The following is a 25847-nucleotide window of genomic DNA, read 5'->3' as shown; positions in this document are numbered from 1 at the left end:
CCCTCGGTGACGGGTGGGCGAAGTCCTGACCGGAGCCGAGTCCGTGCACAGACGGGCCGGGGGAGAGGCCGGTACACACGCCGGCAGCATGTCAGGAAGGACAACGTGGAGAGTATGGAGAACTCGCCGGAGATCACCACGGACGCAGCTTTGCTGCGGCCGGAAGGTGTGTCTTCGCTCGCGCTGGGGCAGTTGGCCTCATTGACGGGCGGGCAGCTTCTCCCCGGGCTGCAGGGCACGGGCGACGCCGCGGAACTCCGTGTCAGCGGTGTCAGCATCGACTCCCGTGCCATCCGACCGGGCGACCTCTATGCGGCCCTTCCGGGGGCACGTTTCCACGGTGCCGATTTCGCCGACGGAGCACGCAAATCCGGCGCCGTCGCCGTCCTGACCGACCCCGACGGCGCCCGCATCCTGGGTGAGCAGGCCGCGTTGCCCGTCATCGTGGTCGAGGACCCGCGGGCGCAGCTCGGAGCGGTGGCCCGCACCGTCTACGGCTCGCAACCCCAGGACGGCACCGGCCTGGGTCTGTTCGGTGTGACGGGCACCAACGGCAAGACCACCACCACGTACTTCGTGAACTCGATCCTGCGGGCCCTGGGCGAGACGACGGGACTGATCGGAACCATCGAGATCCTGGCCGATGACCAGAAGATCCCGTCCAAGCTGACCACCCCCGAGGCCTCGACCGTGCACGCACTGCTGGCGGTCATGCGCGAATCCGGGATGACCGCGGCCTCCATGGAGGTCTCCTCCCACGCGATCGAGTTCGACCGGGTTGCCGGAGTCCGCTACGACGTCGCGGGGTTCACCAACCTGACGCAGGACCACCTGGACCTGCACGGAACCATGCAGGCCTACTTCGACGTCAAGGCGCGCCTGTTCACGCCGGAACGCACCGGCCGGGCCGTCGTCGTCGTCGCCGATGACGACGACGAGTGGGGCATCGCGATGGCCCGCCACGCCCGTGCGCAGCTCGGCGCGGACAACGTGGATGTGTTCGCCATGCGCGGTGGCGTGGTGGCCGACCGCGAGGGCGGCCCGCAGCGCCGCGGGGCCGACTGGACCCTGCATTCGATGACCCGGCGCGGTATCGGCCACGCCTTCGAGCTCGTGCACAGGGACGGGCGCAGCCTCCGGGTGAGCACCGGGTTGCCGGGCGAGTTCAACGTGGCGAACGCGGCCCTGGCCACCCTCATGGTCCTGGCCTCCGGGGTCGACCTCGACCTGCTGCAGCGCGTCCTGGACGAGCACGACCCCCTGACCACTGACGTCCCCGGCCGTATGCAGCTGATCGGGACGGAGCCCACGGCCGTGGTGGACTTCGCCCACAACCCGGACGCGTTGGCCCGTGCCCTGGCCGCCGTCGACCCGCCCGAGGGCAACGGCCGGGTCATTCTGGTCTTCGGTGCCACGGGCGACCGGGACAAGACCAAGCGGCCCCTCATGGGCGAGATCGCCGCCCGGGAGGCAGACGTCGTGATCATCAGCGACGACGACCCGCACGGGGAGGATCCCGCCGCGATCCGCGCCGAGGTGGCCGCCGGCGCCCACGCCTTGATCGAGTCCGGGCGGGCCCGGGCCGCGGAGGTCCACGAGATCTCCCCGCGCGCCGTCGCGATCCGCTCGGCGGTGCGCATGGCGGGCCGCGGGGACTCGGTGATCGTGGCGGGCCGCGGACACGAGACCGTTCAGGAAATCGCGGGCGTGGACCACCCCCTTGACGACCGCGCCGAGTTGCGCGCAGCACTTGAAGACATGCAGGAAGGACGGTGGGAACACCAGTGATCCCACTCAACGCACGCCGAATCGCAGACATCACCGGAGGCGCCCTGCTGGGTCTCGACGGCGTCACCGACGCCGACCTCCCGGTGATCGACCACGTCACCACGGATTCCCGGGAGGTCGTGGACGGCACCCTGTTCGTGGCCAAGCCGGGGGAGGTGACCGACGGTCACCGGTTCGTCGGGACGGCGGTCGCCGCCGGTGCCAGGCTGGCTCTGGTGGAACGCCCGGTCCAGGACGACGACGGGCGTCCGTACCCGGCCGTCCAGGTTCCGGACGTGGTCGAAGCCATGGGAGCCCTGGCCTCGTGGGTGGTCAGCCACCTGCGGAGCCGCAACGACGTCAAGGTCGTCGGCGTGACCGGATCGGTGGGCAAGACCACCACCAAGGATCTCCTGCGGGCGATCTTCGAATCCGCGGGCCCCACGATAGCTCCCCGCGGGTCCTACAACGGTGAGGTCGGCGTGCCGCTCACGGTGTTCACCGCCACGGAGCAGACCCGGTACCTGGTCGTGGAGATGGGCGCGACCCACATCGGCAACATCGAGTACCTGTGCAAGATGGTGCGCCCCGACGTCGGCGTGGTGCTGTGCGTCGGGTCGGCCCACGCCGGGGAGTTCGGCGGCGTGGAGAACATCGCCGTGGCCAAGGGTGAACTCGTCGAAGCACTCGGGGGCGACGGCGTGGCCGTGCTCAACGAGGACGACCCCAGGGTTCGGGCCATGCACACTCGGACCCAGGCGCCGGTCGTGTTCTTCACCGCGGCCGAGGAAGCACCCTCGGGTGCCGACGAACCCCTGAAGGGTGCGCGCGTGCGCGCCACGGAGGTCACCACCGACGCCGACGGACATCCGAGCCTCACCCTGCACTTCCCCGACGGGTCGGAGCACCGGGTGGTCTCCGGACTGATCGGCGCCCACCACGTGAGCAACATCCTGGCCGCGGCGTCGGCCGCGTTCGTCTCGGGTATCCCGTCCGAGGACATCGCCGCCGTGCTGCGGAACCGCGGCGCGGGGAGCCGCTGGCGGATGGAACGGACCGAGCGGCCCGACGGCGTCACGATCATCAACGACGCCTACAACGCCAACCCGCAGTCCATGCGCGCGGCCCTGCAGACCCTGGCCGACCTCGGACGCCCCACGGACCAGCGACCTGCCCGGCGGACCTGGGCCGTCCTGGGTGGAATGCTCGAACTGGGGGACTCGTCCGTCGAGGAGCACGACGCGATCGGTCGCCAGGCCGTGCGCTTGAACATCTCCAAGCTGGTCGCCGTCGGAGACACGGCGCGGCCGGTCTACAACGCGGCCCACCTCGAGGGCTCCTGGGGCAACGAGGCCACCTGGGTGGAGGACGCCGACGCCGCGGAGGAACTGCTGGCCCGCGAACTGGCTCCCGGGGACATCGTGCTCTTCAAGTCCTCCAACGCCTCCGGACTCAAGATCCTGGGCGACAAGGTCGCGGCCGCCGAGCCAACGGCGACCCGAGACCCCGCGGCGACGAACGACACCTCCGCAGCCGGTGACCACTGGTTGTCCGCCGGGGACTTCGTCAACGCCGATCCCAAAGCCGAACCGAAGGGGGAGAGCGCGTGATCCAGATCCTCGTCGCCTCCCTGCTGGGCCTTGTCCTCTCGATCTTCGGCACCCCGGCGTTCATCAAGTTCCTCGAACGCCAGGGTTACGGACAGTTCATCCGGGAGGACGGTCCCTCCAGTCACCAGACCAAGCGCGGCACACCGACCATGGGCGGGGTGGCGATCCTGGGTGCCGCCACGGTGGCCTACCTGATCTCGCACCTCGTCGTCGGGCTCTCCACGGGCCAGTGGACCGGACCCACCGTCTCGGGTCTGCTCGCGCTGTTCCTCATGCTCGGCATGGGCTTCGTGGGCGCGATCGACGACTTCACCAAGATCACCAAGAAGCAGAACCTGGGACTGACGCCCAAGGGCAAGATCCTGCTGCAGGGCCTGATCGGTTCCGTGTTCGCGATCCTGGCGCTGTTGTTCCCGGACGAGGACGGCAAGACCCCCGCCTCCACGGTGGTGTCCCTGACCCGGGACATCCCCGAGCTGGACATGGGCTTCACGCAGCTGCGCGGCGGGCTCGTCGAGGCCCTGACCTCCGGTCGCCCGGTGATCCTGGTGATCATCGGCGTGCTGCTGTTCGTGGTGTGGGTCAACCTCATCGCCACGGCCACGACCAACGCCGTGAACCTGACCGACGGGCTGGACGGGCTGGCCACCGGAGCTGCGATCTTCGTGTTCTCCGGCTACATGCTCATCAGCCTGTGGCAGAGCGGGCACGAGTGCGGTGATCCGATGGGTCCCGCCAGCAACGGGCTGTGCTACACCGTGCGGGACCCCTCCGACATCGCCGTGTTGGCCGCCGCCCTGATCGGTGCGCTGATCGGGTTCCTGTGGTGGAACACCTCGCCGGCCAAGATCTTCATGGGGGACACGGGGTCCCTGGGACTGGGCGGGGCCCTGGCGGCCTGCGCCGTGCTGACCCACACCGAGCTGCTCCTGGTGCTCATCGCCGGCCTGTTCGTGGTGATCACGATTTCGGTGATCCTGCAGGTGGGGTGGTTCAAGATCTCCGGCGGCAAGCGCATCTTCAAGATGGCACCCCTGCAACACCACTTCGAACTCAAGGGCTGGCAGGAAGTCACGGTCGTAGTCCGCTTCTGGATCATCGCCGGGCTCTTCGTGGCCGTCGCCCTGGCCGTGTTCTACGGCGAATGGCTGATCTCGAACGGAGGCACCTTCCGGTGATCCCTTCCCACAACGCAAACCCCCTCTTGGACGATCCGCGGCTGGAATCACTGACCAGCTGGGACGCGGACTGGGGTGGTCTGCGCGTCGTCGTCGTCGGTATCGGGATCTCCGGGTTCGCGGCCGCCGACACCCTGATCGAGCTGGGTGCCCGCGTCGTGGTCGTGGACGGCAAGGACACGGAGGAGACCCGGGCCAAGGCGGAGACGCTCAAGATCGTGGGCGCGGCGGAGGTCCTGCTCGGCGAGCAGGCCATGACCTCCCTGCCCACGGTGGACGGGCAACCCGCGGAACTCGTGGTCACCTCGCCCGGCCTGCGGCCCGACCAGTCCCTCCTGGCGGATGCCGTGGCGAACAAGGTGCAGATCTGGGGCGACGTCGAGCTGGCCTGGCGGATCCGCACCCGGGAAGGCCGGAAGACCGCCGAGTGGGTCTGCATCACCGGGACCAACGGCAAGACGACGACGGTCCAGATGACGGAGGCCATGCTTCAGGCGGGCGATCTCAAGGCGATCGCGGTCGGCAACGTGGGGACCCCGATCCTGGACGCCCTGCGGGACCCCGTCGACTACGACCTCCTGGCCGTCGAACTGTCCAGCTTCCAGCTGCACTGGCAGTACTCGGTTTCCCCCCTTGCCGCCGTGTGCCTGAACGTGGCCGAGGACCACGTCGACTGGCACGGCGGTTTCGAGGAGTATGTCGCGGACAAGTCCCGGATCTACGAGCACTGCAAGGTGGCCGCGATCTTCAACGTGGCCGATGACCGCACCCTGCGGATGGTCGAGGAAGCGGACGTGATCGAGGGCTGCCGAGCCATCGGCTTCACGGCGGGGCACCCCGAACCCTCCATGCTCGGCGTGGTGGAGGACCTGCTTGTCGACCGTGCGTTCCTGGACGACCGGCGGAACCAGGCGCTGGAACTCGCCGCCGTCACGGACATCAAACCCGTTCCGACCGTCCACGGCGTGGCCAACGCCCTGGCCGCCGCGGCACTGGCCCGCGCGGCGGGAGTCGACGCGGACAAGGTGGGCGACGGGCTGCGGGCCTTCGAACCCGGCGCGCACCGCATCCAACCGGTGGCCAAGACCAACGGGGTCCTGTGGATCAACGACACCAAGGCCACCAACCCGCACGCCGCCAACGCGTCCCTGTCTGCCTTCGAGCCCGTGGTCTGGATCGCCGGCGGGCTGTCCAAGGGCACGGACTCCCACGAGCTGGTGGCCAAGCACGCGGGACGCCTGCGCGCCGTGGTGCTGATCGGCACGGACAACCAGAACCTGCTCGACGCCCTCGAGCAGTCGGCACCGGGGGTTCCCGTGATTCCCGCCGCATCCCCGGAGACGGACGTCCACGACGGCGACGCCGTCATGGCAATGGCCGTGCAGGAAGCTCACCGCGTGGCGGTGGACGGCGACACGGTCCTGCTGGCCCCCGCCGCCGCCTCCATGGACCAGTTCCGGGACTACGTACACCGTGGCGAGGCCTTCACCGCAAGTGTCGCTGACCTCGTGGAGCGCCTGTCGTGAGTCCTCGGGGCCGTGCACGCACCCGGGCGGTCAGCGCCGTCCGGCACCCTGACCACGCCACCGAGCGGGCCCCCTGGCAGGAGCACTCACCGGTCGGTGAGGGTCTGCTGCGTCGGCTCCGGGACTGGATCCAGGACGGGCCCCTGGTGCACTCGTACTACGCCCTGGCGATCAGTGCGATTCTGCTCTTCTCCGTGGGCGGGATGATGGTGCTCTCGGCCTCGGCCGTCGAGTCCATTTCCGCGGACCGTTCGGCGTTCTTCTACTTCCTGCGCCAGATCATGTTCGGTGTGGCGGGTGTTGTGCTGATGTTCGCGTTGTCCCTGGTGCCCTCCAGGACCTACGAACGGTTCGCGCCCCTTGCGTTCGCGATCTCCAGCGCGTTGGTCTTCCTGGTCATCCCGCTGGGCGTGGAGGTCAACGGCAACAAGAACTGGCTCAACATCGGCGGGTTCACACTCCAGCCCTCGGAGGCCGCCAAACTCGGCGTCGCTCTCATGCTGGGATGGCACTTCGCCCGCAGCGCGCATCGGTTCCGCGAGTACAAGGACTACCTCTGGCCCTCCTTGGGGATCGTGGGAATCCCGGTCGGCTTCGTCGCGCTGGGCGGTGACATCGGAACCGTCGTGATCTTCGGCTTGATCTACCTGGCCGCCCTGATCCTGATCGGCACGCCGTGGAAACTCTTCGGCATGCTCTTCGGGGCGGTGGCCGTCCTCGGCGCCCTCGCCGTCATCATCGCCCCGCACCGGATGGAGCGGATGACGGGCTGGTTCACGGGGGAATGCGACGTCAGCGGTGCCTGCTGGCAGGCCCAACAAGGGCTGGCCGCACTGGCCACGGGAGGCTGGTGGGGCGTCGGACTGGGCCAGTCCCGCTCCAAGTACAACTACGTGCCGGAGGCCCACAACGACTACATCTTCGCGATCATCGGCGAGGAACTGGGCCTGATCGGCACCGTCCTGATCCTCGTGCTGTTCGTGGTCATGGGAGTGGCCATGGCCCGGGTGCTGTTGCGGACCACCTCGACCTTCGAACGCGTGGTCACCGGCAGTGTCCTGACCTGGCTCATCGGTCAGGCCTTCGTGAACATCGGCATGGTCACCGGCGCCCTCCCCGTGATCGGCGTCCCGCTCCCGTTCATCAGCTACGGTGGTTCCTCCCTTCTCATGTGTCTTGCGGCGGTGGGCGTGGTGATGTCCTTCACCCGCTACACCCGCGCCGGTTCCCGGACCTCCGGTCCGCCACGTGACGAGGTTGAAGACCACCACGAGGGGGAGGCCCTCCTGCCGGAGCACGAGATGCCCGGCAACGTTCGCCGCCTTCCCTCCAGGGCAGAGAGGAACCCATGAACCCCCAGGAACAGCCACGGTCCCAGGATGCGGGTGCAACTCCCGACCGTTCCGCCGGTGGTCCCTCGGTCGTGATTGCGGGTGGTGGAACGGCGGGACACATCTCGCCCCTGTTGGCCATCGCCCGGGCCGTCCTGGACCAGGAACCCAACGCCCGGGTCACCGCCGTGGGCACGGCTGCCGGGATGGAGACCCGCTTGGTCCCCGCCGCGGGCCTGCCGTTGGAGACCATTGACCGGGTGCCGCTGCCCCGGAAACCCTCCCCGGACCTGCTCAAACTGCCCGTTCGTCTGCGGCGCGCGATCCGCCAGGCCGGAGACATCATCGACGGCGCCGGGGCCGACGTCGTCGTCGGCGTGGGTGGGTACGTGTGCACCCCCATGTACCTTGCCGCCAAACGCCGCGGTGTCCCCGTCGTCATTCACGAGGCCAACGCCCGTCCCGGCATCGCCAACCGGGTGGGTGCGCGCTCGGCGGCCGTCGTCGCGGCGGCATTCCCCGACACCCCGCTGCAGGGTGCGCGCACCGTCGGGATGCCCATGCGCAAGGAGATCTCCCAGCTCGACCGGGCCGCTCGACGGGCCGAGGCCAGGCGAGAACTCGGGCTCGATCCGGAGAAACCCACGGTGATCGTCACGGGCGGGTCCTCCGGTGCGCTCTCGATGAACCGCACCGTCGCCCGTGTTGCGGGCGAGATCGCGGCTTCCGGGGCCCAACTGCTGCACATCACGGGGCGCAACAAGCAGGTGCTCGACGACGCCGGGAAGCTGTTGACGGCGGAGGGCTACACGCAGGTCGAGTACGTGGACGGGATGGAGAACGTCTACGCGGCCGCCGACCTGCTGGTGGCCCGCTCCGGCGCTGCCACGGTCTCGGAAGTCGCCGCCGTGGGACTGCCCGCCGTTTTCGTTCCCTTGCCGATCGGCAACGGTGAACAGGCGCTCAACGCCAAGTCCTTGGTGGCCTCCGGCGCCGCCAGACTGGTCGAAGACGCGGCATTCACCCCCGAATGGTTCCGTGACAACATTCTTCCCCTCATCTCCGACGGCCCCGCGCTGGCGGCGATGTCCGAAGCCGCCCAGGGCGCCGGTGTGCGAGACGCCGACCGGACCATGGCGCGGCTGATCCTGCAGGAGGCACGCGCGTGAACACCCAGCCATCCCAAGAGACCCCCGACGGCGCAGGGCAGGTCGATTCCGCACCTACGGCACCCGTGGGCGTCGACACCGACCCGCGGGACCTCGGCCGCACGCACCTGATCGGTATCGGCGGTGCCGGCATGTCGGCGGTGGCCCGCCTCCTGCTGGCCCACGGTGTGCCCGTGTCCGGCTCGGACGCACAGGAGTCCATGGGCCTCGCGCGCCTGCGGGAACAGGGTGCGGCGGTCGTCGTCGGGCAGCGGGCGGAGAACGTCCACGACGTGGACACGGTCGTGGTGTCCACCGCGATCCGGGAGACCAACCCCGAGTTGGCCACCGCACGGGAACGGGGGCTCACTGTCGTCCACCGTTCCGACGCCCTTGCCGTGAGCATGCACGGGTCCCAGGTGGTCGCCGTGGCCGGAACGCACGGAAAGACCACGACCAGTTCGATGATCGCCGTCATGCTGGAAGCGGCCGGCGTCCAGCCCTCGTGGGCGATCGGTGCCCACGTCGCGGACCTCGGCGCCAACGCCGCGCTCGGGCACGGCGCGTGGTTCGTGGCGGAGGCCGACGAGTCCGACGGTTCCTTCCTCAAGTACGCGCCGACCGTCGCGGTGGTCACGAACATCGAACCGGACCACCTGGACCACTACGGCTCCACGGAGGAGTTCTTCCAGGCCTTCGACGACTTCACCGCCACCATGCGTCCGGGCGGAACCCTGGTGGCCTGTCAGGACGACGCCGGCTCGCGCGAGCTGGCGCGCCGGACACGGGATGCCGGAGCCCGAGTGCTCACGTACGGCACCGATCCCACCTCGGACATCTCCATCAAGGAGATCGAGTCCCACGGCCTCGGCACCTCCGCCACCCTGTCGGTGGGAGAAGGGGCCGATGCCCGACGGCACCGGATGACCCTGGTGGTACCGGGGGAGCACAACGTGCTGAATGCGGCCGCGGCTTTCGCGGTGTCCTCGGCCATGGGCATACCGGCCGAGGAAGCGCTGCGCGGCCTGACGGGCTTCCACGGGTCGGCCCGCCGTTTCGACCTCAAGGGCGAGGGGAACGGGGTGCGGGTCTTCGACGACTACGCCCATCACCCGACCGAGGTCGCCGCTGCGCTCACGGCAGCCCGCAAGGTGGCCGGGGAGCACAAGGTCCTGGCCCTGTTCCAGCCTCACCTGTTCTCGCGCACGCAGGCCTTCGCAGGGGAGTTTGCGCAGGCCTTGCAGATCGCGGATCGCGCGTGGGTGCTCCCGGTCTTCGCCGCGCGCGAGGACCCCGTTCCGGGGGTGAGTTCGGCCTTGATCACGGACGCGGGTGGCGCGACGGTCGTCGCTGCAGCTCAGCCGGAGGATGCCGTGCGAGAGATCGTCCAGGCCGCCGCGCACGGTGACCTGGTCCTGACCATCGGTGCGGGCGACGTCACAGTCCACGGCCCGCGTCTAGTGGAGGCCTTGGCCGAGGGCCGGACGTCGGGGGATGCGGAGCCTTCGTCCTGATGCCCGGGGGAGAACGGCCGGGCCGTCCCCGGGCTTCCGGGGCGACCTCCACGGTGAAGACCCGGGTCAAGGTCAACGACGGGTCCAAGGTCTCGGAACTGGACAGTGAACGGTTCGAGGAGGTCCCCACGGGCGGAGGGCGGTTCAGTGCCTGGCGCCGTACCGTTCAGACCCAGTCGGGGCGGGAGCCCGGTCAGCGCCGTGCCCCCGCGGGGCTTTCGGCCGAGGCCCGTAAGGCCCGACGGCGCCGTCGGACGCTCGGTGCGGTCGCTGCGGCGCTCCTGCTGGCGTTGCTGCTGGTCTTCGTCGTGTTCTTCTCGCCGCTGTTCGCGGTCCGGTCCATCGACGTCGAAGGGGCCCGCCTGACGGACGCCGACGAGGTCCGGGACCACCTGAGCCAGTTCGAGGGCGTGCCCATGACCAGGATCTCAGAACGAGACGTCATGGACAGCCTGGGGTCTCTGCCCCAGGTCAGGTCCGTGCACATCTCGACCCTTCCCGACGGGCACCTGGTGGTCGAGTTGACCGAGCGGGTTCCCGTGGCGGCCGTCGAGGACGGCGACAAGGGCTGGTCGCTCGTGGACCAGGACGGCACGGTGTTGCGGACGGTCGAGGACCGTGCGGAGGTCCAGGTCCCCGTCATCGAAGGCGGTACGGACGTCCTGGGAACCGAGAGCTTCGACTCCGTGGCGGGAGTGCTGTCCACGCTTCCGTCGTCGTTGCTCGAGCAGGTGAACTCCGCGAAGGCGGAGTCGGACTCGACCGTTGAACTCGAACTGGACGGCGGTGTCACCGTTCGGTGGGGTGATTCCACGCGCGGGAACCTCAAGGCGGAGGTCTTGGCGCAGCTCGTGGACGCGCGCGAGCAGACCGGGGCCGTCAACGTCTACGACGTGTCCTCCCCGGAGCATCCCGTCCTCGAATGACGTCAAGTTTGAGGCAAACCTTGAGGCTTGGAACGGAAAATGACCGCATGCGACCTTCAACACGCCCCCGCGTATCCGTTCGAGCGAAATCCCATTGCTAGTCTTTGGCGTGGAAGAAAGAGATGAGCCACATCGACCGGCAGTCCAACACTGAACCACCACTTGAAGGTTAAGAAATGTTGGCAGCGGTTGACGGTCTCACCGGAAGCAGCCCGTTCGGCCCCCACGCGGGCGGACCCCCGAAGCGAAACAGGTGATCATGGACACCACGACTCCCCAGAACTACCTGGCCGTCATCAAGGTTGTCGGCATTGGCGGTGGCGGCGTTAACGCCGTGAACCGCATGATCGAAGAAGGTTTGCGCGGTGTCGAGTTCATCGCGATCAACACGGACGCCCAGGCGCTGCTGATGTCGGATGCCGACGTCAAGCTCGACGTCGGACGCGAGTTGACCCGTGGCCTGGGCGCCGGGGCCAACCCCGACGTCGGACGTCAGGCCGCTGAGGATCACCAGGAGGAGATCGAGGAGGTCCTCAAGGGCGCCGACATGGTGTTCGTGACCGCAGGTGAGGGTGGTGGCACCGGTACCGGTGGCGCCCCCGTGATCGCCCGGATTGCTCGTTCCCTGGGTGCTCTGACCATCGGTGTGGTCACGCGTCCCTTCACTTTCGAAGGTCGCCGTCGTTCCAACCAGGCCGAGAACGGCATCGAGACCCTTCGTGACGAGGTCGACACCCTGATCGTCATCCCGAACGATCGTCTGCTGTCCATCTCGGACCGCAACGTGTCCATGCTCGATGCGTTCAAGTCCGCGGACCAGGTGCTCCTCTCCGGTGTGCAGGGCATCACCGACCTGATCACCACCCCGGGCCTGATCAACCTCGACTTCGCCGACGTCAAGTCGGTCATGCAGGGTGCCGGTTCGGCGCTCATGGGCATCGGCTCGGCCCAGGGCGAGGACCGGGCGGTCAAGGCCGCCGAGCTCGCGATCGCTTCGCCGCTGCTCGAAGCGTCGATCGACGGCGCCCACGGCGTCCTGCTGTCCATCCAGGGTGGCTCGGACCTCGGCCTGTTCGAGATCAACGAGGCCGCCCGCCTGGTCCAGGAAGTGGCCCACCCGGAGGCGAACATCATCTTCGGCGCCGTGATCGACGACGCGCTGGGCGACCAGGCTCGCGTCACCGTGATCGCCGCCGGTTTCGATTCCGTGTCGCCTGAGACGAACGCCAACAACACCTCTGCGGCAGCCCAGCAGGCCGCCTCCACCCGTGCCGCCTTCGGCTCCGGTGCCGGTCAGCCCGCCGACCTGGGCCGTGGCCCGCAGCGCGGCGGCCAGTCCGCTCCGAACCGGTCCGGCAACGGCTCCGGGTGGGGTGGGCAGAGCACCAGCAACGACGACGTCCCGGACGACGCCGGTTTCGACGTGGACCTCCCGGCCGAGCAGGACACGGTCAAGGGTTCCTCGAACCGCAAGGACTCCCTGGATTTCCCGGATTTCCTGAAGTGATCTCGGTGAGGTCGGTCCTTCGCCCCGCCGGGTGACGGACCGGGTGGAAGACCGACCTCACGCGCCCGAACCGGGTAACCACGACCGGTCTCAGCGGGTGGTTAGGATCGAAGCATGTACTGGTATCGCGGAGAACTCGGGGCGGCGCGGGTCGCATTCACGGACCGGGAACTCGGCAATCTCGCTCTCCACGTCCCAGACGACGCGGACGCCGTACGTCGTCGGCGACTGCGCCTGGAAGACGATCTGGGTGTCGAGCCAGGCTCCCTTCTCTTCCTGGACCAGGTTCACGGAACGCGCGTGGCGGACGCGGACGATCCGGATCTCGGCACTGCCCCCACGGCCGACGCAGCCGTGTCCACCACGGGTCGTCCACTGGCCGTAATGGTGGCCGACTGTGTCCCGGTCCTGTTCGAGGGGACCGACCCGCTCACGCCGGACCTGTCCGTGACCGCCGTGGCGCATGCCGGCCGCAACGGACTTCTCGAGGGGGTCCTGGAAGCAACGGTGCAGACCATGCGCGCCCGAGGGGCCACGACCGTCCGCGCCGTCGTCGGTCCGTGTGTGTGTGGTTCCTGCTACGAGGTCCCCGGGGACATGGCCGCGGACGCCGAGCGTCGGCTGCCCGGCATCCGGTCGACCACGGCCCGGGGAACCTTTGGCCTGGACCTTCCGGCGGCGGTCGTGAGGGAACTCAAGCGTCTCGACGTGGTCGTCACGCGTCCGGTCGGCGAGGCCGGTCCCGCCTGCACCTTGGAGAATCAAGCGCTGTCCTCTCACCGGCGTGACCCGGGCAGCGGACGTATCGTCGGCGTCGTCGTCGGCGCGCAGATGCCGACGGACGCGGTGGCCCGCGCACCGCACGCGGTCCAGGGAGGTGGCCACAGTGACTGAGTCGGAAAACAGCACTGAGTCGGCGAACAGCGCGGTGGAGGACGCCCGGACCCATGAACTCCGAGGCAACCTCGAACGACTTCGGGAGCGCCTGTCAGCGGCCGAGAACGATCGACACGTGGGGACCGGGCCGGTCGACCTGATCGCCGTGACCAAGTTCTTCCCCGCCCAGGACGTGCAGCGGCTGCTGGACCTGGGCGTGCGTGACGTGGGGGAGAACCGCGACCAGGAAGCCGCCGAGAAGGCGCGCTCGGTCCCCGATGCGACGTGGCATTTCATCGGACAGCTCCAGTCCAAGAAATCCACCTCGGTGGTCCGTTACGCCTCGCGCGTGCACTCCGTGGATCGCATGTCGTTGGTCACAGCACTCGGCAAGGCTGTGCGCAACCACCGGGCGGCGGTCGCCGAAGGCCAGGCACAGGGTGGACCCTGTACCGAAGGTGACCTCGACTGTCTGGTCCAGGTCTCGCTCGACGACTCCGAGGGTCGCGGAGGTGTGCGTCCCGTTGACCTGGCGGCCCTGGCCGATGCCGTCGCCGCCGAGGAGGGCCTCCGGTTGGGCGGCGTCATGGCCGTCGCCCCGCTGGGCAGCGCGCCCGAGCCCGCGTTCGAGCGCCTCTACGGCTACGCACAGCAGCTGCGGGAACAGCACCCGTCCGCCACCCAGATATCCGCCGGAATGAGCGCGGATTTGGAAGCGGCCGTACGGTGGGGCTCCACCCACGTGCGGGTCGGTTCCGGTATTCTCGGTGCGCGTCCGGTGGGCTGATCCAGCGCGTGCGCGGCCGCCCGCAGGGTGAGCACCGCAGCCGGAGGTCCACCGCCCGGAACCATCGTCCACCGACCTCAACCGTCGTCGTCCGTTGCAGAGCAAGGAGTGCTGTCCATGGGTCAGTCAATGCGCCGAGCCATGATCGCCTTGGGACTGGCCGAGCCCGATGAGCCGAACGATCGGCCCCAACGCGACGAACGCCAGGAACCGCGTCACCACGCCGAACGCGCCGAGCGTCCCGCCGCCGAACGCCGCCCCGCCCCCGAAGCGGAGGCGCGTCCCACCCCCGAGCGCGAACCGTCCCGGGGTGAACGCGCCGCCGCAGGGCGCAGCTCCGGGTCCACCTCCCGTTCCGCCACCGAGGCCCCCGCGAAGTCTCGGGCGCCCCAGGACCGACGCCGCACCGGCGAATACCGTGCCCCCGTCACGCCGATCAAGCGTGCCCCCTCAACATCCCGAGAGGATGCCGACGACATGCGCACCATCACCACCGTGCACCCTCGTTCGTACAACGACGCCAAATCGGTCGGCGAATCCTTCCGTGACGGCACCCCGGTCATCATGGACCTGACCGATCTGGGGGAGGCCGAGGCCAAGCGCTTGGTCGACTTCGCCGCCGGCCTGGTCTACGCACTGCACGGTTCCATCGAGCGGGTCACCACCACGGTGTTCCTCCTGACGCCTTCCTACGTGGAGGTCGTGGACAACTCCGCGGCGGGGGACACCCAAGAGGCTGCACAGGGCTGACCTGAGTGAGCATCGTCCTCGGCATCCTCTACCTGGCGATCCACCTCCTGGTGCTGATCGTTCTGGCCCGCTTCGTGCTCGAAATGGTCACGTCCTGGGCCAGGAACTGGCGTCCGCGCGGCGCCGTGCTGGTCCTTGCCTCCGTGGTGTACGGGGTCACCGACCCGGTCTTCAAGCCCCTCCGACGGTTGATCCCGCCGCTGCAGATGGGCGGAATCGCCCTGGATCTCTCAGCGCTCATTCTCATCTTCGGGCTGAGCCTGCTGCAGTCCCTGGTGCGCGTCGCCTTTTACGCCTGAGCCCGGCGCCCACGGCCCGCAGCGGCCACGTGAAGCGTGGTGACGCTGATCTCTGCCCCTCGGAATGGGGACAGGGAGTAGCAACGATGTACTGTGATTCCAGACCACGACCGCTCGGATGGCCATGACCACGGCAACCGAGGCGGCCTGAGCAATGACCTGCACGAGGAGAGTTACTTCCGATGGCCTTGACTCCAGAAGACGTCATCAACAAGCGTTTCCAGCCCACGAAGTTCCGTGAGGGCTACGACCAGGACGAGGTCGATGACTTCCTGGACGAGATCGTGGTGGAACTGCGTCGGCTGAACCAGGAGAACTCCGACCTGCGTCAACAGCTCGAAACGGGGACCGGAGCCGTTGCCGACGACTCGACCGCCCAAACCACCACGGAGGAGACCGCACCCGCCGTCGAGACCGAGGAGGAGGTCGCTCAGCCGATCGTGGCCGAGGACGCAGCCGGTGCGGCAGGCGAGCCCGTGGACCGGGCTACAGCTCCAGGTGCCGGCGACGCGCAGAGCGCGGCGGGTGTCCTGGTCATGGCTCAGCGGTTGCACGACGAGTACGTGGCCAAGGGCCAGGCAGAACATGACCGCCTCACGGCCGACGGCCAGTCCGAGTACGACCGTCTGCTCTCCGAGGCCCAGCGCTCGAAGGATGAAGTCCTGACCAGCCTGGAATCCGAGCGCGGTGCCTTGCAGGAGAAGGTCGATCATCTGCGCGGCTTCGAACAGACCTACCGGGTGAAGCTCAAGGAGTTCATCTCCGGTCAGCTCAACGACATCGATGCAGCTCCGCCCGTGGAGGACGACGTGGCTGCGATCGTGGGCGAGTTGCCCGCTGACGAACCGCAGGTCCAGGGGGCCACGGATGCCGCCCCGCAGGCTGTCACCGACGCCGACTCCGCGGCCGACGAGGGCAACCCGGAGGGCACCTCCGGCCAGAACTCCGCGTCCTGAGGCGGCGAAGATCCGCCCCATGATTCCAGCCGAGCAGCCCGCGGCCTCGCGGGGCCGTGCGGCCACCGGTTACGTCCTGGGCACTCTTGCCGTGAGTGCTCTGGTGTACGCCCTCGACCAGTGCAGCAAGATGTTCGTGGAACGCAGCATGCAACTAGGCGAGACCGTCCCGGTCCTGGGCGAATGGCTCCAGTGGCACTACATCCTGAACCCCGGTGCGGCGTTCTCCATGGGTGAGGACCACACCTGGATCTTCACGGCCATCATGGCCGTGGTCAGCGTGGGCATCCTCGCCTTCCTGCCCAAGGTCCGGAGTCGGCCGTGGGTGGTTGCCCTCGGGCTGGTCCTGGGCGGCGCGTTGGGAAACCTCACGGACCGGCTCTTGCGGTGGCCGGGATTCCCCAACGGCCACGTGGTCGACTTCATCCACGTCAAGCACTTCGCCGTGTTCAACCTGGCCGACTGCGGCGTCGTCGTCGGGATCGGGTTGATCGCGTTCCTGCTGTTGACCGGGCGTGAGGCGGACGGAACTCGCTCTGCGGGCACCGGACGTGGACAGGAGGGCGGCGGGTGACCGACCGCGTCCACCAGGAGTTCACGGTCCCGGACGAGTTCGACGACGCCCGGGCCGACGCCGCCTTGGCCCGTCTGACCGGACTCTCTCGAACGGTCGTCGGAAAGCTCCTGCGGGCGGGAGAGGCCACGGCCGACGGAAGCGTCCTGGCCAAGTCCGACAAGGTGGCGGCCGGCTCGGTGGTCCGGCTGCTGCTGCCCGAAGAACGCGATCTCGCCGAGATCACCCCCGAGGTGGTCGCTGGCTTCGAGGTCGTCCACTGCGACGACGACATCGTCGTCGTCGACAAGCCCGCCGGTGTGGCCGCCCACCCGTCCCCCGGGTGGAAGGGTCCCACGGTCGTGAGTGCCCTGGCGGGGGTGGGAGTCTCCGTGAGCACCTCCGGAGCCGCGGAACGTCAGGGGATCGTCCACCGGCTCGATGTCGGGACCTCCGGTCTCATGGTCGTGGCACGGACAGAACGGGCCTACACGGCGCTCAAGCGCGCGTTCAAGGAACGGACGGTCGAGAAGGTCTACCACACGGTGGTCCAGGGTCTGCCCGACCCGTTGGAAGGCACGATCGACGCCCCGATCGGACGCCACCCCGGCTACGAATGGCGATTCGCCGTCGTGGACGGTGGACGTGATTCGGTGACCCACTACGAGACCCTTGAAGCCTTCGGTCGTGCCACGCTCGTGGAAGTCCACCTGGAGACCGGGCGGACTCACCAGATCCGCGTGCACTTCTCCGCACTGCACCACCCGTGCTGCGGAGACCTGACGTACGGGGCCGATCCGGCCCTGTCCGCGGGCCTGGGGCTGACCCGGCAGTGGTTGCACGCTCGTCGGCTGGGCTTCGAACACCCGGCCACCGGTGAGAACGTGACCTTCGAGAGCCCTTACCCCCCGGATCTCGACTACGCATTGGAGACCCTGCGCGACGGCGGTCCCTGAGAGATCTCCCACGGGTGTCCCGTGAGGCTCGTGTCCGAGTCCGCCGCTAGAATCTTCTGGTGACCAAGGGCAAGGGATTTACGCATCTGCACGTGCACACCGAGTACTCGATGCTCGACGGTGCAGCCCGACTCGACGACCTCTTCGAGGCCTGTCACGCCAACGGCATGGATTCCCTGGCCACCACGGACCACGGCTTCGTGTTCGGCGCCTACGACTTCTGGTCCAAGGCCACCAAGGCTGGGATCAAACCGATCATCGGCGTGGAGGCGTACCTGACCCCCGGCACGCACCGCACGGACCGGTCCCGCGTGAAGTTCCACGAAGGTGGTCGTGAAGACGTCTCCGGCGGTGGTGCCTACACGCACATGACGCTGCTCGCAGAGACCACCGAGGGCATGCAGAACCTCTTCCGGGCCTCCTCCTACGCGTCCCTGGAAGGCCAGCTCTACAAGCCGCGCATGGACCGCGAGCTGCTCAACCAGTACGGCAAGGGACTGATTGCCACCACCGGGTGCCCGTCGGGTGAGATCCAGACCCGTCTGCGCCTCGGCCAGTACAAGGAGGCGATCGACGCCGCGGCAGAGTTCCGGGACATCTTCGGCGCGGAGAACTTCTACTGCGAGATCATGGACCACGGTCTGGGGATCGAGAAGAACGTCCACCAGGACCTCATGAAGCTGGCCAAGGACCTCAACCTCCCGTTGGTGGCCACGAACGACCTGCACTACACCCACGCGGAGGACGCCAAGGCACACGCGGCCCTGTTGTGCGTGCAGTCGGGGTCGACCCTGGCGGACCCCAAACGCTTCAAGTTCGACGCCGACGAGTTCTACCTCAAGTCCGCGGCAGAGATGCGCGACCTGTTCCGGGACTACCCGGAGGCCTGCGACAACACACTCGAGATCGCCGAACGCTGCCACGTCGAGTTCGACGAGTCGATCGGCAAGTTCATGCCGGTCTTCCCCGTCCCGGAGGGGGAGAACGAGGCCTCTTGGTTCGCCAAGGAGGTGGATTCGGGTCTGGAGTACCGCTTCCCCAACGGGGTGCCGCAGGAAGCGCGCGACCAGGCGGAGTACGAAAAGGGCATCATCCAGCAGATGGGCTTCCCGGGATACTTCCTGGTGGTGGCCGACTTCATCAACTGGGCCAAGGACAACGGTATTCGTGTGGGTCCGGGTCGTGGTTCCGGTGCGGGGTCCATGGTGGCCTACGCCATGCGCATCACCGAGTTGAACCCGCTGGAACACGGCCTGATCTTCGAGCGCTTCCTCAACCCGGAACGCGTGTCCATGCCCGACTTCGACGTCGACTTCGACGATCGTCGTCGGTCGGAAGTCATCAAGTACGTCACGGACAAGTACGGCGACGAACGTGTGGCCATGATCGTCACCTACGGCACCATCAAGGCCAAGCAGGCGCTCAAGGACTCCTCCCGCGTCCTGGGGTACCCGTTCTCCATGGGGGAGAAGCTCACCAAGGCCATGCCGCTGGACATCATGGGCAAGGGCATCTCCCTGGCCGATGTCTACAACAAGGACGCCAAACGCTATGACGAGGCCGGGGAACTGCGCGAGGTCCTCGAGGAGGATCCGGAAGCCGCCAAGGTCTTCGAGACGGCAACCGGCCTGGAGGGCCTGAAACGGCAGTGGGGTGTGCACGCCGCGGGCGTGATCATGTCCTCGGACCCCCTGATCGACATCATCCCGCTCATGCGCCGCGAAGCCGACGGGCAGGTCATCACCCAGTTCGACTACCCCACGTGTGAGGGGCTGGGGCTGATCAAGATGGACTTCCTGGGGTTGCGCAACCTAACGATCATCTCTGACGCCCTGGAGAACATCACCCTGAACCGGGACGGGTTCGTCCTGGACCTGGAAACCCTGGAACTGGACGACAAAGCCTCATACGACCTGCTGGCCCGCGGCGACACCCTGGGTGTGTTCCAGCTGGACGGCGGTCCCATGCGCTCCCTGCTGCGCCTGATGCAGCCGGACGAGTTCGAGGACATCTCCGCCGTGCTCGCGCTCTACCGACCGGGCCCCATGGGCGTGAACTCCCACACCAACTACGCCCTGCGCAAGACGGGACAGCAGGAAGTCACTCCGATCCACCCGGAGCTGGAAGAGCCCCTGGCGGAGATCCTGGACACCACCTACGGCCTGATCGTGTACCAGGAACAGGTCATGGCCGTGGCCCAGAAGGTGGCCAACTACACGCTCGGCCAAGCGGACCTGCTGCGCCGTGCGATGGGCAAGAAGAAGAAGTCCGAGCTGGACAAACAGCAGGGCGTGTTCTTCGGCGGCATGAAAGAGAACGGCTACTCGGAGGACGCCGCCAAGACCCTGTGGCACGTCCTGGAGTCCTTCTCCGACTACGCGTTCAACAAGGCCCACACCGCCGCCTACGGCCTGGTGTCCTACTGGACGGCCTACCTCAAGGCGCACTACCCGGCCGAGTACATGGCCGCCCTGCTGACCTCGGTGGGTGACGACAAGGACAAGCTGGCGCTCTACCTCAACGAATGCCGCCACATGGGGATCACCGTGCTGCCGCCGGACGTCAACGAATCGGTCATCACCTTCACCCCCGTGGGCAACGACATCCGTTTCGGCATGGCCGCGGTGCGCAACGTGGGTGCCAATGTGGTCCAGGGGATCGTGGACGCACGTGAGGAACAAGGTGCCTTCACCTCCTTCAACGACTTCCTCTCCAAGGTGCCGGTGGTGGTGTGCAACAAGCGCACCATCGAATCGCTCATCAAGTCCGGTGCCTTCGACCAACTGGGCCACACCCGCCGGTCCCTGGTCATGTGCCACGAGCAGGCGATCGACGACGTCGTGGCCCAGAAGAAGAACGAGGCCAACGGCGAGTTCACCTTCGACCTGTTCGCAATGGGCGGTGATGACTCCGGTGCTGAGGATTCACAGGGACTCGCCGTCGAGGTACCCGACGTTCCCGAATGGGAGCGGAAGGACATGCTGTCCTTCGAACGCGAGATGCTGGGCCTGTACGTCTCTGACCACCCGCTGCGCGGACTCGACGACGCCCTGGGGCAGTACTCGGACACCACGGTCCAGGCACTGATCGCGGAGGACGGCGGAAAGCCGGACGGTGCCATCGTGACCGTGGCCGGCATGATCACCTCGGTGCAACGCCGCATCGCCAAGTCCTCGGGCAACGCCTACGCGCGGATCGAACTCGAGGACCGGACGGGGTCCGTGGAGATCATGTTCTTCGGCAAGACCTACGCCCCCATCGCGGGGGTCCTGGCCGAGGACCTCATCTGCTCCGTCAAAGCCCGTCTGCAGAAGCGCGACGACGGATCCACGTCCCTGTCGGCCATGGAACTGACCGTCCCGGAGATCACCCCGGACGGTCACTCCGGTCCGGTCAAGATCGCGTTGAGCGAGCACAAGGCCACCGAACAGACCGTCAACGCCTTGGCAGAGGTGCTGCGCAACCACCGCGGCGACTCGGAGGTCCGGGTCCACCTGGAGACGCAACGCTCCTTGCAGATCTGGTCACTGCCCCCGCAGTACCGCGTGGACGCCTCTCCGGCGCTGTTCGGGGACCTCAAGGTGCTCCTGGGCCCGGCCTGCCTGGAAGTCACCGGCTGAGGCCGCGGCCCGTCCCCGGATAGTTTCCGGGTGCCCCGTAGGATGGAGGGCGTGAACGCGAGCCCCGAGAACCCCTCACCATCCACCGCAGCTACACCGCTCATGCGCACCATCGACCTGCGGGGGCGGCATCTCGACTGGGCCCAACTACGGGCCGTGGTACCACGCCAGACCCCGCAGTCCCTGGGCGCCGCAGAGCAGACGGTCCGCGGGATCATCGACGACGTCCGTGACCGCGGTGCAGTGGCCCTTCGCGAGTACGCGCAGCGTTTCGACGGTGTCGAACAGGGCAGGATCAGGGTGGCTCCGGAGGAGATCACCCGCGCCGTCAAGGGCCTGGACCCCGCGGTGCGTCACGGACTGGAGTCCGCGATCGAACGTTGCCGACGCTTCGCGGAGGCCCAGCGGCCCGCGGATGCGGAGGTCGAGGTGGCACCCGGGGCACGCCTGTTCCACCGGTGGACACCCGTGGCCCGGGTGGGCCTCTACGTCCCCGGCGGTCTGGCGGTGTACCCGTCCTCCGTGGTCATGAACGTCGTTCCCGCCCAGGCGGCCGGTGTGGACTCCGTGGTGCTGTGCACCCCGCCGCAGGCCGAGTTCGGTGGACTCCCGCATCCGACGATCCTGGCGGCGGCCGGGTTGCTCGGGGTCGACGAGGTCTGGGCGATCGGCGGTGCCCAGGCGCTCGCCGCGATGGCCTACGGAATCTCCGACGCGGCACCCGAGACCTCCGATGCCACGCAGGCGGGCCGTCAGGACGTGCTCGAACCCGTGCAGACCATCACCGGCCCGGGCAATGTGTTCGTCGCGACGGCCAAGCGGCTCCTTCAGTCCGTCGTCGGCGTCGATGCGGAGGCGGGTACCACCGAGATCGCCGTGATCGCCGACGAGACAGCCAATCCGCGTTACGTCGCGGCGGACCTGATCTCCCAGGCCGAGCACGACCCGGCAGCCGGTTCCGTGCTGATCACCCACGTTACCGAGCTGGCCGACCGGGTGGCCCTGGAAATCGCCGACCTGGTGACCACCGCCCGGCACGACGAACGGATCCGCACAGCGCTGGCCGGCCCCCAGTCCGGCGTCGTGCTCACGGATGACCTGGAGGCTTCCGTCGCAGCCGCCGATGCCTACGCCGCTGAACACTTGGAACTGCATGTGGCCCAGCCCCGTGAGGTCGCCGCACGGGTCCGCAATGCCGGCGCCATCTTCCTCGGCCCGTACAGCCCTGTGCCGCTGGGGGACTACGCGGCCGGGTCGAACCACGTCCTCCCGACCGGGGGGTCCGCGGTCCACGCGCAGGGCTTGTGCACTACGAGTTTCATGAAGGCCGTTCAGGTCATCGAGTACTCCCAAGAGGCGCTGGCCGTGCTCGAGGAGGACATCGTGGCGCTGGCCGAGGCCGAGAACCTGCCCAACCACGGCGTGGCCGTGAACGTCCGTCGGGAGGGCTGATCGTGCACTGTCCGTTCTGCCGACACCCGGATTCCAAGGTCGTCGACTCCCGCACCACCGACGACGGCGCAGCCATTCGCCGCCGCCGTCAATGCGGCTCGTGTGGACGGCGGTTCTCGACGCTGGAGACGACGTCGATCTCCGTGATCAAACGATCGGGCGTCACCGAACCGTTCGAGCGCTCCAAGATCGTGTCCGGAGTGCGCAAGGCCTGCCAAGGCCGACCGGTCACGGAGGACGACCTGGCCAAGTTGGCGCAAGAAGTCGAGGAGTCGGTGCGTTCGGCCGGCATCGCAGAGATCGAGGCCCACGAGGTCGGTCTCGCGATTCTGAAACCGCTCCGGAGACTGGACGTCGTCGCATATCTCCGGTTCGCCTCGGTGTACCAGGCCTTCAACGACCTGGACGACTTCGAATCTGCCATCGAGGTGCTGCGGGGCGAACAGCACCAGACCACGGGGCAGCAGGCACTGGTGGACGAGGAGACTCACGCCCCGCGGCGGCCACGACGCAACGGCGCAAACTCTCAACCCAAGACTCAGAGTCGAGCAGTCAAGGGACGGTCAGAAAAAAATTCAGAGTCTCGACCTGCACAGGAACGTTTACTTTAGATCCGCGTGATCATGCGGATCGCGGGGCCGGTCGACCTGAACAGTGGCGGACACGCCCGGGGTTTTTCGGTCGGGACCCCAAAAACCGTGCTAGCCCGGGTTGCTTTCGTCGGATTCATGCCCCTAAACTGAAGACACAAAGCCCGGCAGGGGTTGCGGAGGGGAAGCCGCGACACCTGCCGGGCTTTACGCATGCCCCGAAAACCTGCCTCTGCCGCCGGGCTCCAGAGTGGCCAGGCATGAAGCCGAACCTCAAGTTTCACCTTCGATCAGTGTGCTCTGGCGTCGCAGAGTGTTTCGAGCCGTTCAACCTGACCCTGAAGGTTGGGTCAACTCTCACGTGAATCCTCAAGGTGGCTGAAGAACCGCGAACAGGGAAGCGCCCCCAACCCGTCCCAGTTGGGGGCGCTCCGTCAAGGGGTCGGCAGGCCCGGGTTCAGGAATCGGCGGTTCCCGGGTCTCGTTCGGCCCAGAGCGCGGCACCGACGATCCCGGCGTTGTTGCGCAGCTGAGCGACCTCGATCGGCGTCCGCAATTCGAGCAGCGGCAGGAACTTGTCGGCCTTCTTGGAAACTCCGCCGCCGATCACGAACAGGGAGGGCGTGAACAGCATCTCCACGTGCTCGAAGTATGGCTGCAGGCGTTGAGTTGCCCACTTCTTGAAGGACAGGTCATCGCGTTCGCGCGCGGTGGCCGAGGCTCGCGTTTCGGCGTCGTGCCCGTCGAGTTCGAGATGGCCGAGTTCGGCGTTCGGTACCAGCCGCCCGTCGACGATCAGTGCGGAGCCGATGCCGGTGCCCAAAGTCATGACCAGGACTGTCCCGCTGACTCCCTTGCCGGCTCCGTACAAGGATTCGGCCAGCCCAGCGCCATCGGCGTCGTTGAGGGCGGCCACCGGTCGGCCGAGGGTCTTCTCCAACAGCCCGGCGATGTCGGCCCCGACCCAGGTGGGGTCGATGTTCGCAGCCAGCAACGTCACGCCGTCCTTGACGATTGACGGGACGATGACGCCGATGGGCGAGTGCGGATCAGGTGCGCCGTCTCGGGTCTGCAGCTCGTCGACGATCTCCTTGATGACCTTGGCCACGGCCTCCGGGGTGGCGGGCTTCGGTGTGGGGATGCGGTAGCGCTCACCGATCAGGTCGCCGACCTCAAGATCGACGATGCCACCCTTGACGCCGGTCCCGCCGACGTCGATGCCGATCACACGCCGCGGGCTCGTCGTCGAACCCTTGCTGGCGGCGGAGACGGGGTCGTCCGCGCGTCGTCCGGTGCTGTCAATGGTCTCGTCGCTCATGGCCGGTGTCCTTCCGATGCAGGTACTGCGAGGCTGTCAGTGATACTGGTTCAGCCGCACGTGTAGATCAAGGGCTGTTGTGGTGTGCGACGGTCGTGCTCACGCGCCGTCGGGCAGGGTGAGGATCTCGACGCCGTCGTCCGTCACGACCATTGTGTGTTCGAACTGCGCGGTTCGGCGTCGGTCGCGGGTGGTGATCGTCCAGTCGTCCTCCCACTGGTCCCAGTTGATGGTCCCCAGCGTCAACATGGGCTCGATCGTGAAAATCATGCCCTTGCGGATTTCCTCCGAATAGGCGGGGGCGGCGTCGTAATGGGGGATGATCAGGCCGGAGTGGAACTCGCGGCCGACGCCGTGCCCGGTGAAGTCACGGACCACGCCGTAGCCGAAGCGCTGGGCGTATTTCTCGATCACGCGGCCGATCACGTTGAATTGCCGACCAGGGCGCACGGCCTTGATGGCCCGGTTCAAAGACTCCTGCGTCCGTTCGACCAACAGGCGTGATTCTTCGTCCACGTCACCGACCATGAACATCGCATTCGTGTCCCCGTGCACCCCGCCGATGTAGGCGGTCACGTCCAGATTGACGATGTCGCCGTCCTCGAGGACGGTCGAGTCGGGGATGCCGTGGCAGATGACCTCGTTGATCGAGGAGCACAGGGACTTGGGGTACCCGCGGTATTCCAACGTGGACGGGTAGGCACCGTGGTCGCACATGTATTCGTGGGCGATGCGGTCCAGTTCGTCCGTGGTGGTTCCCGGCACGCAGGCCTTGCCAGCCTCGTACATGGCGTTGGCGGCGATTCGGCCGGCCACCCGAACCTTCTCGATCTCCTCGGGCGTGTACATGTTGGAGTCGTGGCCTTCATCGGCCTCCGGCTTGCCCACGTACTCCGGACGCTGGATCGAGGCTGGAACGGCGCGTCGCGGTCCCAGAGTGCCCGGGCGCAGTCGACCGACCGGCGCTCGTCCCGGCTCGGCCGGGAGATTGTGAGAGGCCGCTGCCGCGGAGTTCGGGCTCGGGGAGGTGGTTGTGGTCACGGAAGAGGGCTCCTGGATCGCCTGGAGGATGTGCTTGGCCTGGAGCCAGCCTAATGCTCTGACCGTTCATGCCGTAGGGTGACGACCACCACCGGGCCCGACCGGACCGGCGGCTGATCATGGGCATCCGGCAGAGCGGAGG

The 25847-nt window shown here is 67.7% G+C and carries 21 protein-coding genes; 19 read left to right on the top strand and 2 right to left on the bottom strand.

All coding sequences use genetic code 11. From position 1 onward, the window contains the following. Window positions 1–114 precede the first annotated feature (114 nt). From GWK18_RS02170 to nrdR, 19 genes are all read left to right on the top strand, one after another. Window positions 115–1788 (top strand): UDP-N-acetylmuramoyl-L-alanyl-D-glutamate--2,6-diaminopimelate ligase, encoded by a 1674-nt coding sequence (locus GWK18_RS02170; RefSeq protein WP_166832937.1) that lies wholly within the window; start codon window positions 115–117, stop codon window positions 1786–1788. Further along, window positions 1785–3377, top strand: coding sequence for a UDP-N-acetylmuramoyl-tripeptide--D-alanyl-D-alanine ligase (gene murF, locus GWK18_RS02165; protein ID WP_166832882.1), 1593 nt, complete (start codon window positions 1785–1787; stop codon window positions 3375–3377). The genes GWK18_RS02170 and murF overlap by 4 nt, the downstream gene beginning before the upstream one ends. Next, on the top strand, window positions 3374–4555 hold the full coding sequence (gene mraY / locus GWK18_RS02160; RefSeq protein ID WP_166832880.1) for a phospho-N-acetylmuramoyl-pentapeptide-transferase: 1182 nt from the start codon (window positions 3374–3376) through the stop codon (window positions 4553–4555). The genes murF and mraY overlap by 4 nt, the downstream gene beginning before the upstream one ends. Further along, window positions 4552–6081 carry a UDP-N-acetylmuramoyl-L-alanine--D-glutamate ligase gene (gene murD / locus GWK18_RS02155; protein ID WP_233568674.1) on the top strand — a complete coding sequence of 510 codons (1530 nt, stop codon included), beginning with the start codon at window positions 4552–4554 and terminating at the stop codon, window positions 6079–6081. The genes mraY and murD overlap by 4 nt, the downstream gene beginning before the upstream one ends. Next, a complete protein-coding gene (ftsW, locus tag GWK18_RS02150; RefSeq protein WP_348535802.1) occupies window positions 6078–7433 on the top strand; it encodes a putative lipid II flippase FtsW in 1356 nt (451 codons plus the stop codon). Before murD ends, ftsW begins: the two co-directional genes overlap by 4 nt. After that, the gene (gene murG / locus GWK18_RS02145; protein WP_166832878.1) at window positions 7430–8581 is read left to right on the top strand and encodes an undecaprenyldiphospho-muramoylpentapeptide beta-N-acetylglucosaminyltransferase; all 1152 of its coding nucleotides are present in this window, start codon (window positions 7430–7432) and stop codon (window positions 8579–8581) included. Before ftsW ends, murG begins: the two co-directional genes overlap by 4 nt. Before the next feature lie 65 nt (window positions 8582–8646). Continuing rightward, window positions 8647–10074, top strand: a complete 1428-nt coding sequence (gene murC / locus GWK18_RS02140; protein ID WP_166832934.1) for a UDP-N-acetylmuramate--L-alanine ligase — start codon at window positions 8647–8649, stop codon at window positions 10072–10074. Continuing rightward, window positions 10074–11000 (top strand): cell division protein FtsQ/DivIB, encoded by a 927-nt coding sequence (locus tag GWK18_RS02135; RefSeq protein ID WP_166832876.1) that lies wholly within the window; start codon window positions 10074–10076, stop codon window positions 10998–11000. The genes murC and GWK18_RS02135 overlap by 1 nt, the downstream gene beginning before the upstream one ends. A gap of 259 nt (window positions 11001–11259) precedes the next feature. Beyond that, window positions 11260–12507 carry a cell division protein FtsZ gene (ftsZ, locus tag GWK18_RS02130; protein ID WP_123824572.1) on the top strand — a complete coding sequence of 416 codons (1248 nt, stop codon included), beginning with the start codon at window positions 11260–11262 and terminating at the stop codon, window positions 12505–12507. A 114-nt stretch (window positions 12508–12621) separates the two neighbouring features. Next, window positions 12622–13401: a polyphenol oxidase family protein gene (locus tag GWK18_RS02125; protein WP_166832874.1), complete on the top strand. Its 780-nt coding sequence runs from the start codon at window positions 12622–12624 to the stop codon at window positions 13399–13401. Continuing rightward, window positions 13394–14170, top strand: coding sequence for a YggS family pyridoxal phosphate-dependent enzyme (locus GWK18_RS02120; RefSeq protein WP_166832872.1), 777 nt, complete (start codon window positions 13394–13396; stop codon window positions 14168–14170). The genes GWK18_RS02125 and GWK18_RS02120 overlap by 8 nt, the downstream gene beginning before the upstream one ends. Before the next feature lie 117 nt (window positions 14171–14287). Further along, window positions 14288–14920: a cell division protein SepF gene (locus GWK18_RS02115; RefSeq protein ID WP_166832870.1), complete on the top strand. Its 633-nt coding sequence runs from the start codon at window positions 14288–14290 to the stop codon at window positions 14918–14920. 5 nt (window positions 14921–14925) lie between these two features. After that, window positions 14926–15219, top strand: coding sequence for a YggT family protein (locus tag GWK18_RS02110; RefSeq protein ID WP_123824568.1), 294 nt, complete (start codon window positions 14926–14928; stop codon window positions 15217–15219). 182 nt (window positions 15220–15401) lie between these two features. Continuing rightward, on the top strand, window positions 15402–16175 hold the full coding sequence (locus tag GWK18_RS02105; protein ID WP_123824567.1) for a DivIVA domain-containing protein: 774 nt from the start codon (window positions 15402–15404) through the stop codon (window positions 16173–16175). Window positions 16176–16194: 19 nt separating this feature from the next. Continuing rightward, entirely contained in the window at window positions 16195–16749 is a 555-nt protein-coding gene (gene lspA, locus GWK18_RS02100) for a signal peptidase II (RefSeq protein ID WP_166832868.1), read from the top strand. Next, complete coding sequence (locus GWK18_RS02095) at window positions 16746–17684, top strand: RluA family pseudouridine synthase (protein WP_166832866.1); 939 nt, start codon at window positions 16746–16748, stop codon at window positions 17682–17684. Before lspA ends, GWK18_RS02095 begins: the two co-directional genes overlap by 4 nt. 59 nt (window positions 17685–17743) lie before the next feature. Further along, the gene (gene dnaE / locus GWK18_RS02090) at window positions 17744–21304 is read left to right on the top strand and encodes a DNA polymerase III subunit alpha (protein WP_166832864.1); all 3561 of its coding nucleotides are present in this window, start codon (window positions 17744–17746) and stop codon (window positions 21302–21304) included. Between the two features lie 102 nt (window positions 21305–21406). Then, the gene (gene hisD, locus GWK18_RS02085) at window positions 21407–22756 is read left to right on the top strand and encodes a histidinol dehydrogenase (protein WP_245192727.1); all 1350 of its coding nucleotides are present in this window, start codon (window positions 21407–21409) and stop codon (window positions 22754–22756) included. Window positions 22757–22758: 2 nt separating this feature from the next. Further along, complete coding sequence (nrdR, locus tag GWK18_RS02080; RefSeq protein WP_123824563.1) at window positions 22759–23367, top strand: transcriptional regulator NrdR; 609 nt, start codon at window positions 22759–22761, stop codon at window positions 23365–23367. Between the two features lie 436 nt (window positions 23368–23803). Here nrdR and ppgK read toward each other — a convergent pair whose 3' ends face one another. Beyond that, a complete protein-coding gene (gene ppgK / locus GWK18_RS02075) occupies window positions 23804–24664 on the bottom strand; it encodes a polyphosphate--glucose phosphotransferase (protein ID WP_123824562.1) in 861 nt (286 codons plus the stop codon). A gap of 99 nt (window positions 24665–24763) precedes the next feature. Beyond that, on the bottom strand, window positions 24764–25615 hold the full coding sequence (map, locus tag GWK18_RS02070; protein ID WP_167739197.1) for a type I methionyl aminopeptidase: 852 nt from the start codon (window positions 25613–25615) through the stop codon (window positions 24764–24766). Between the last annotated feature and the right edge of the window lie 232 nt (window positions 25616–25847).

Origin of the sequence: Kocuria sp. JC486, from assembly GCF_011602805.1 — a bacterium.
Lineage (GTDB): Bacteria > Actinomycetota > Actinomycetes > Actinomycetales > Micrococcaceae > Kocuria > Kocuria soli.
The sequence above is the reverse complement of the archived record's forward strand: the minus strand, read 5'-3'. Positions and strand labels throughout refer to the sequence as shown.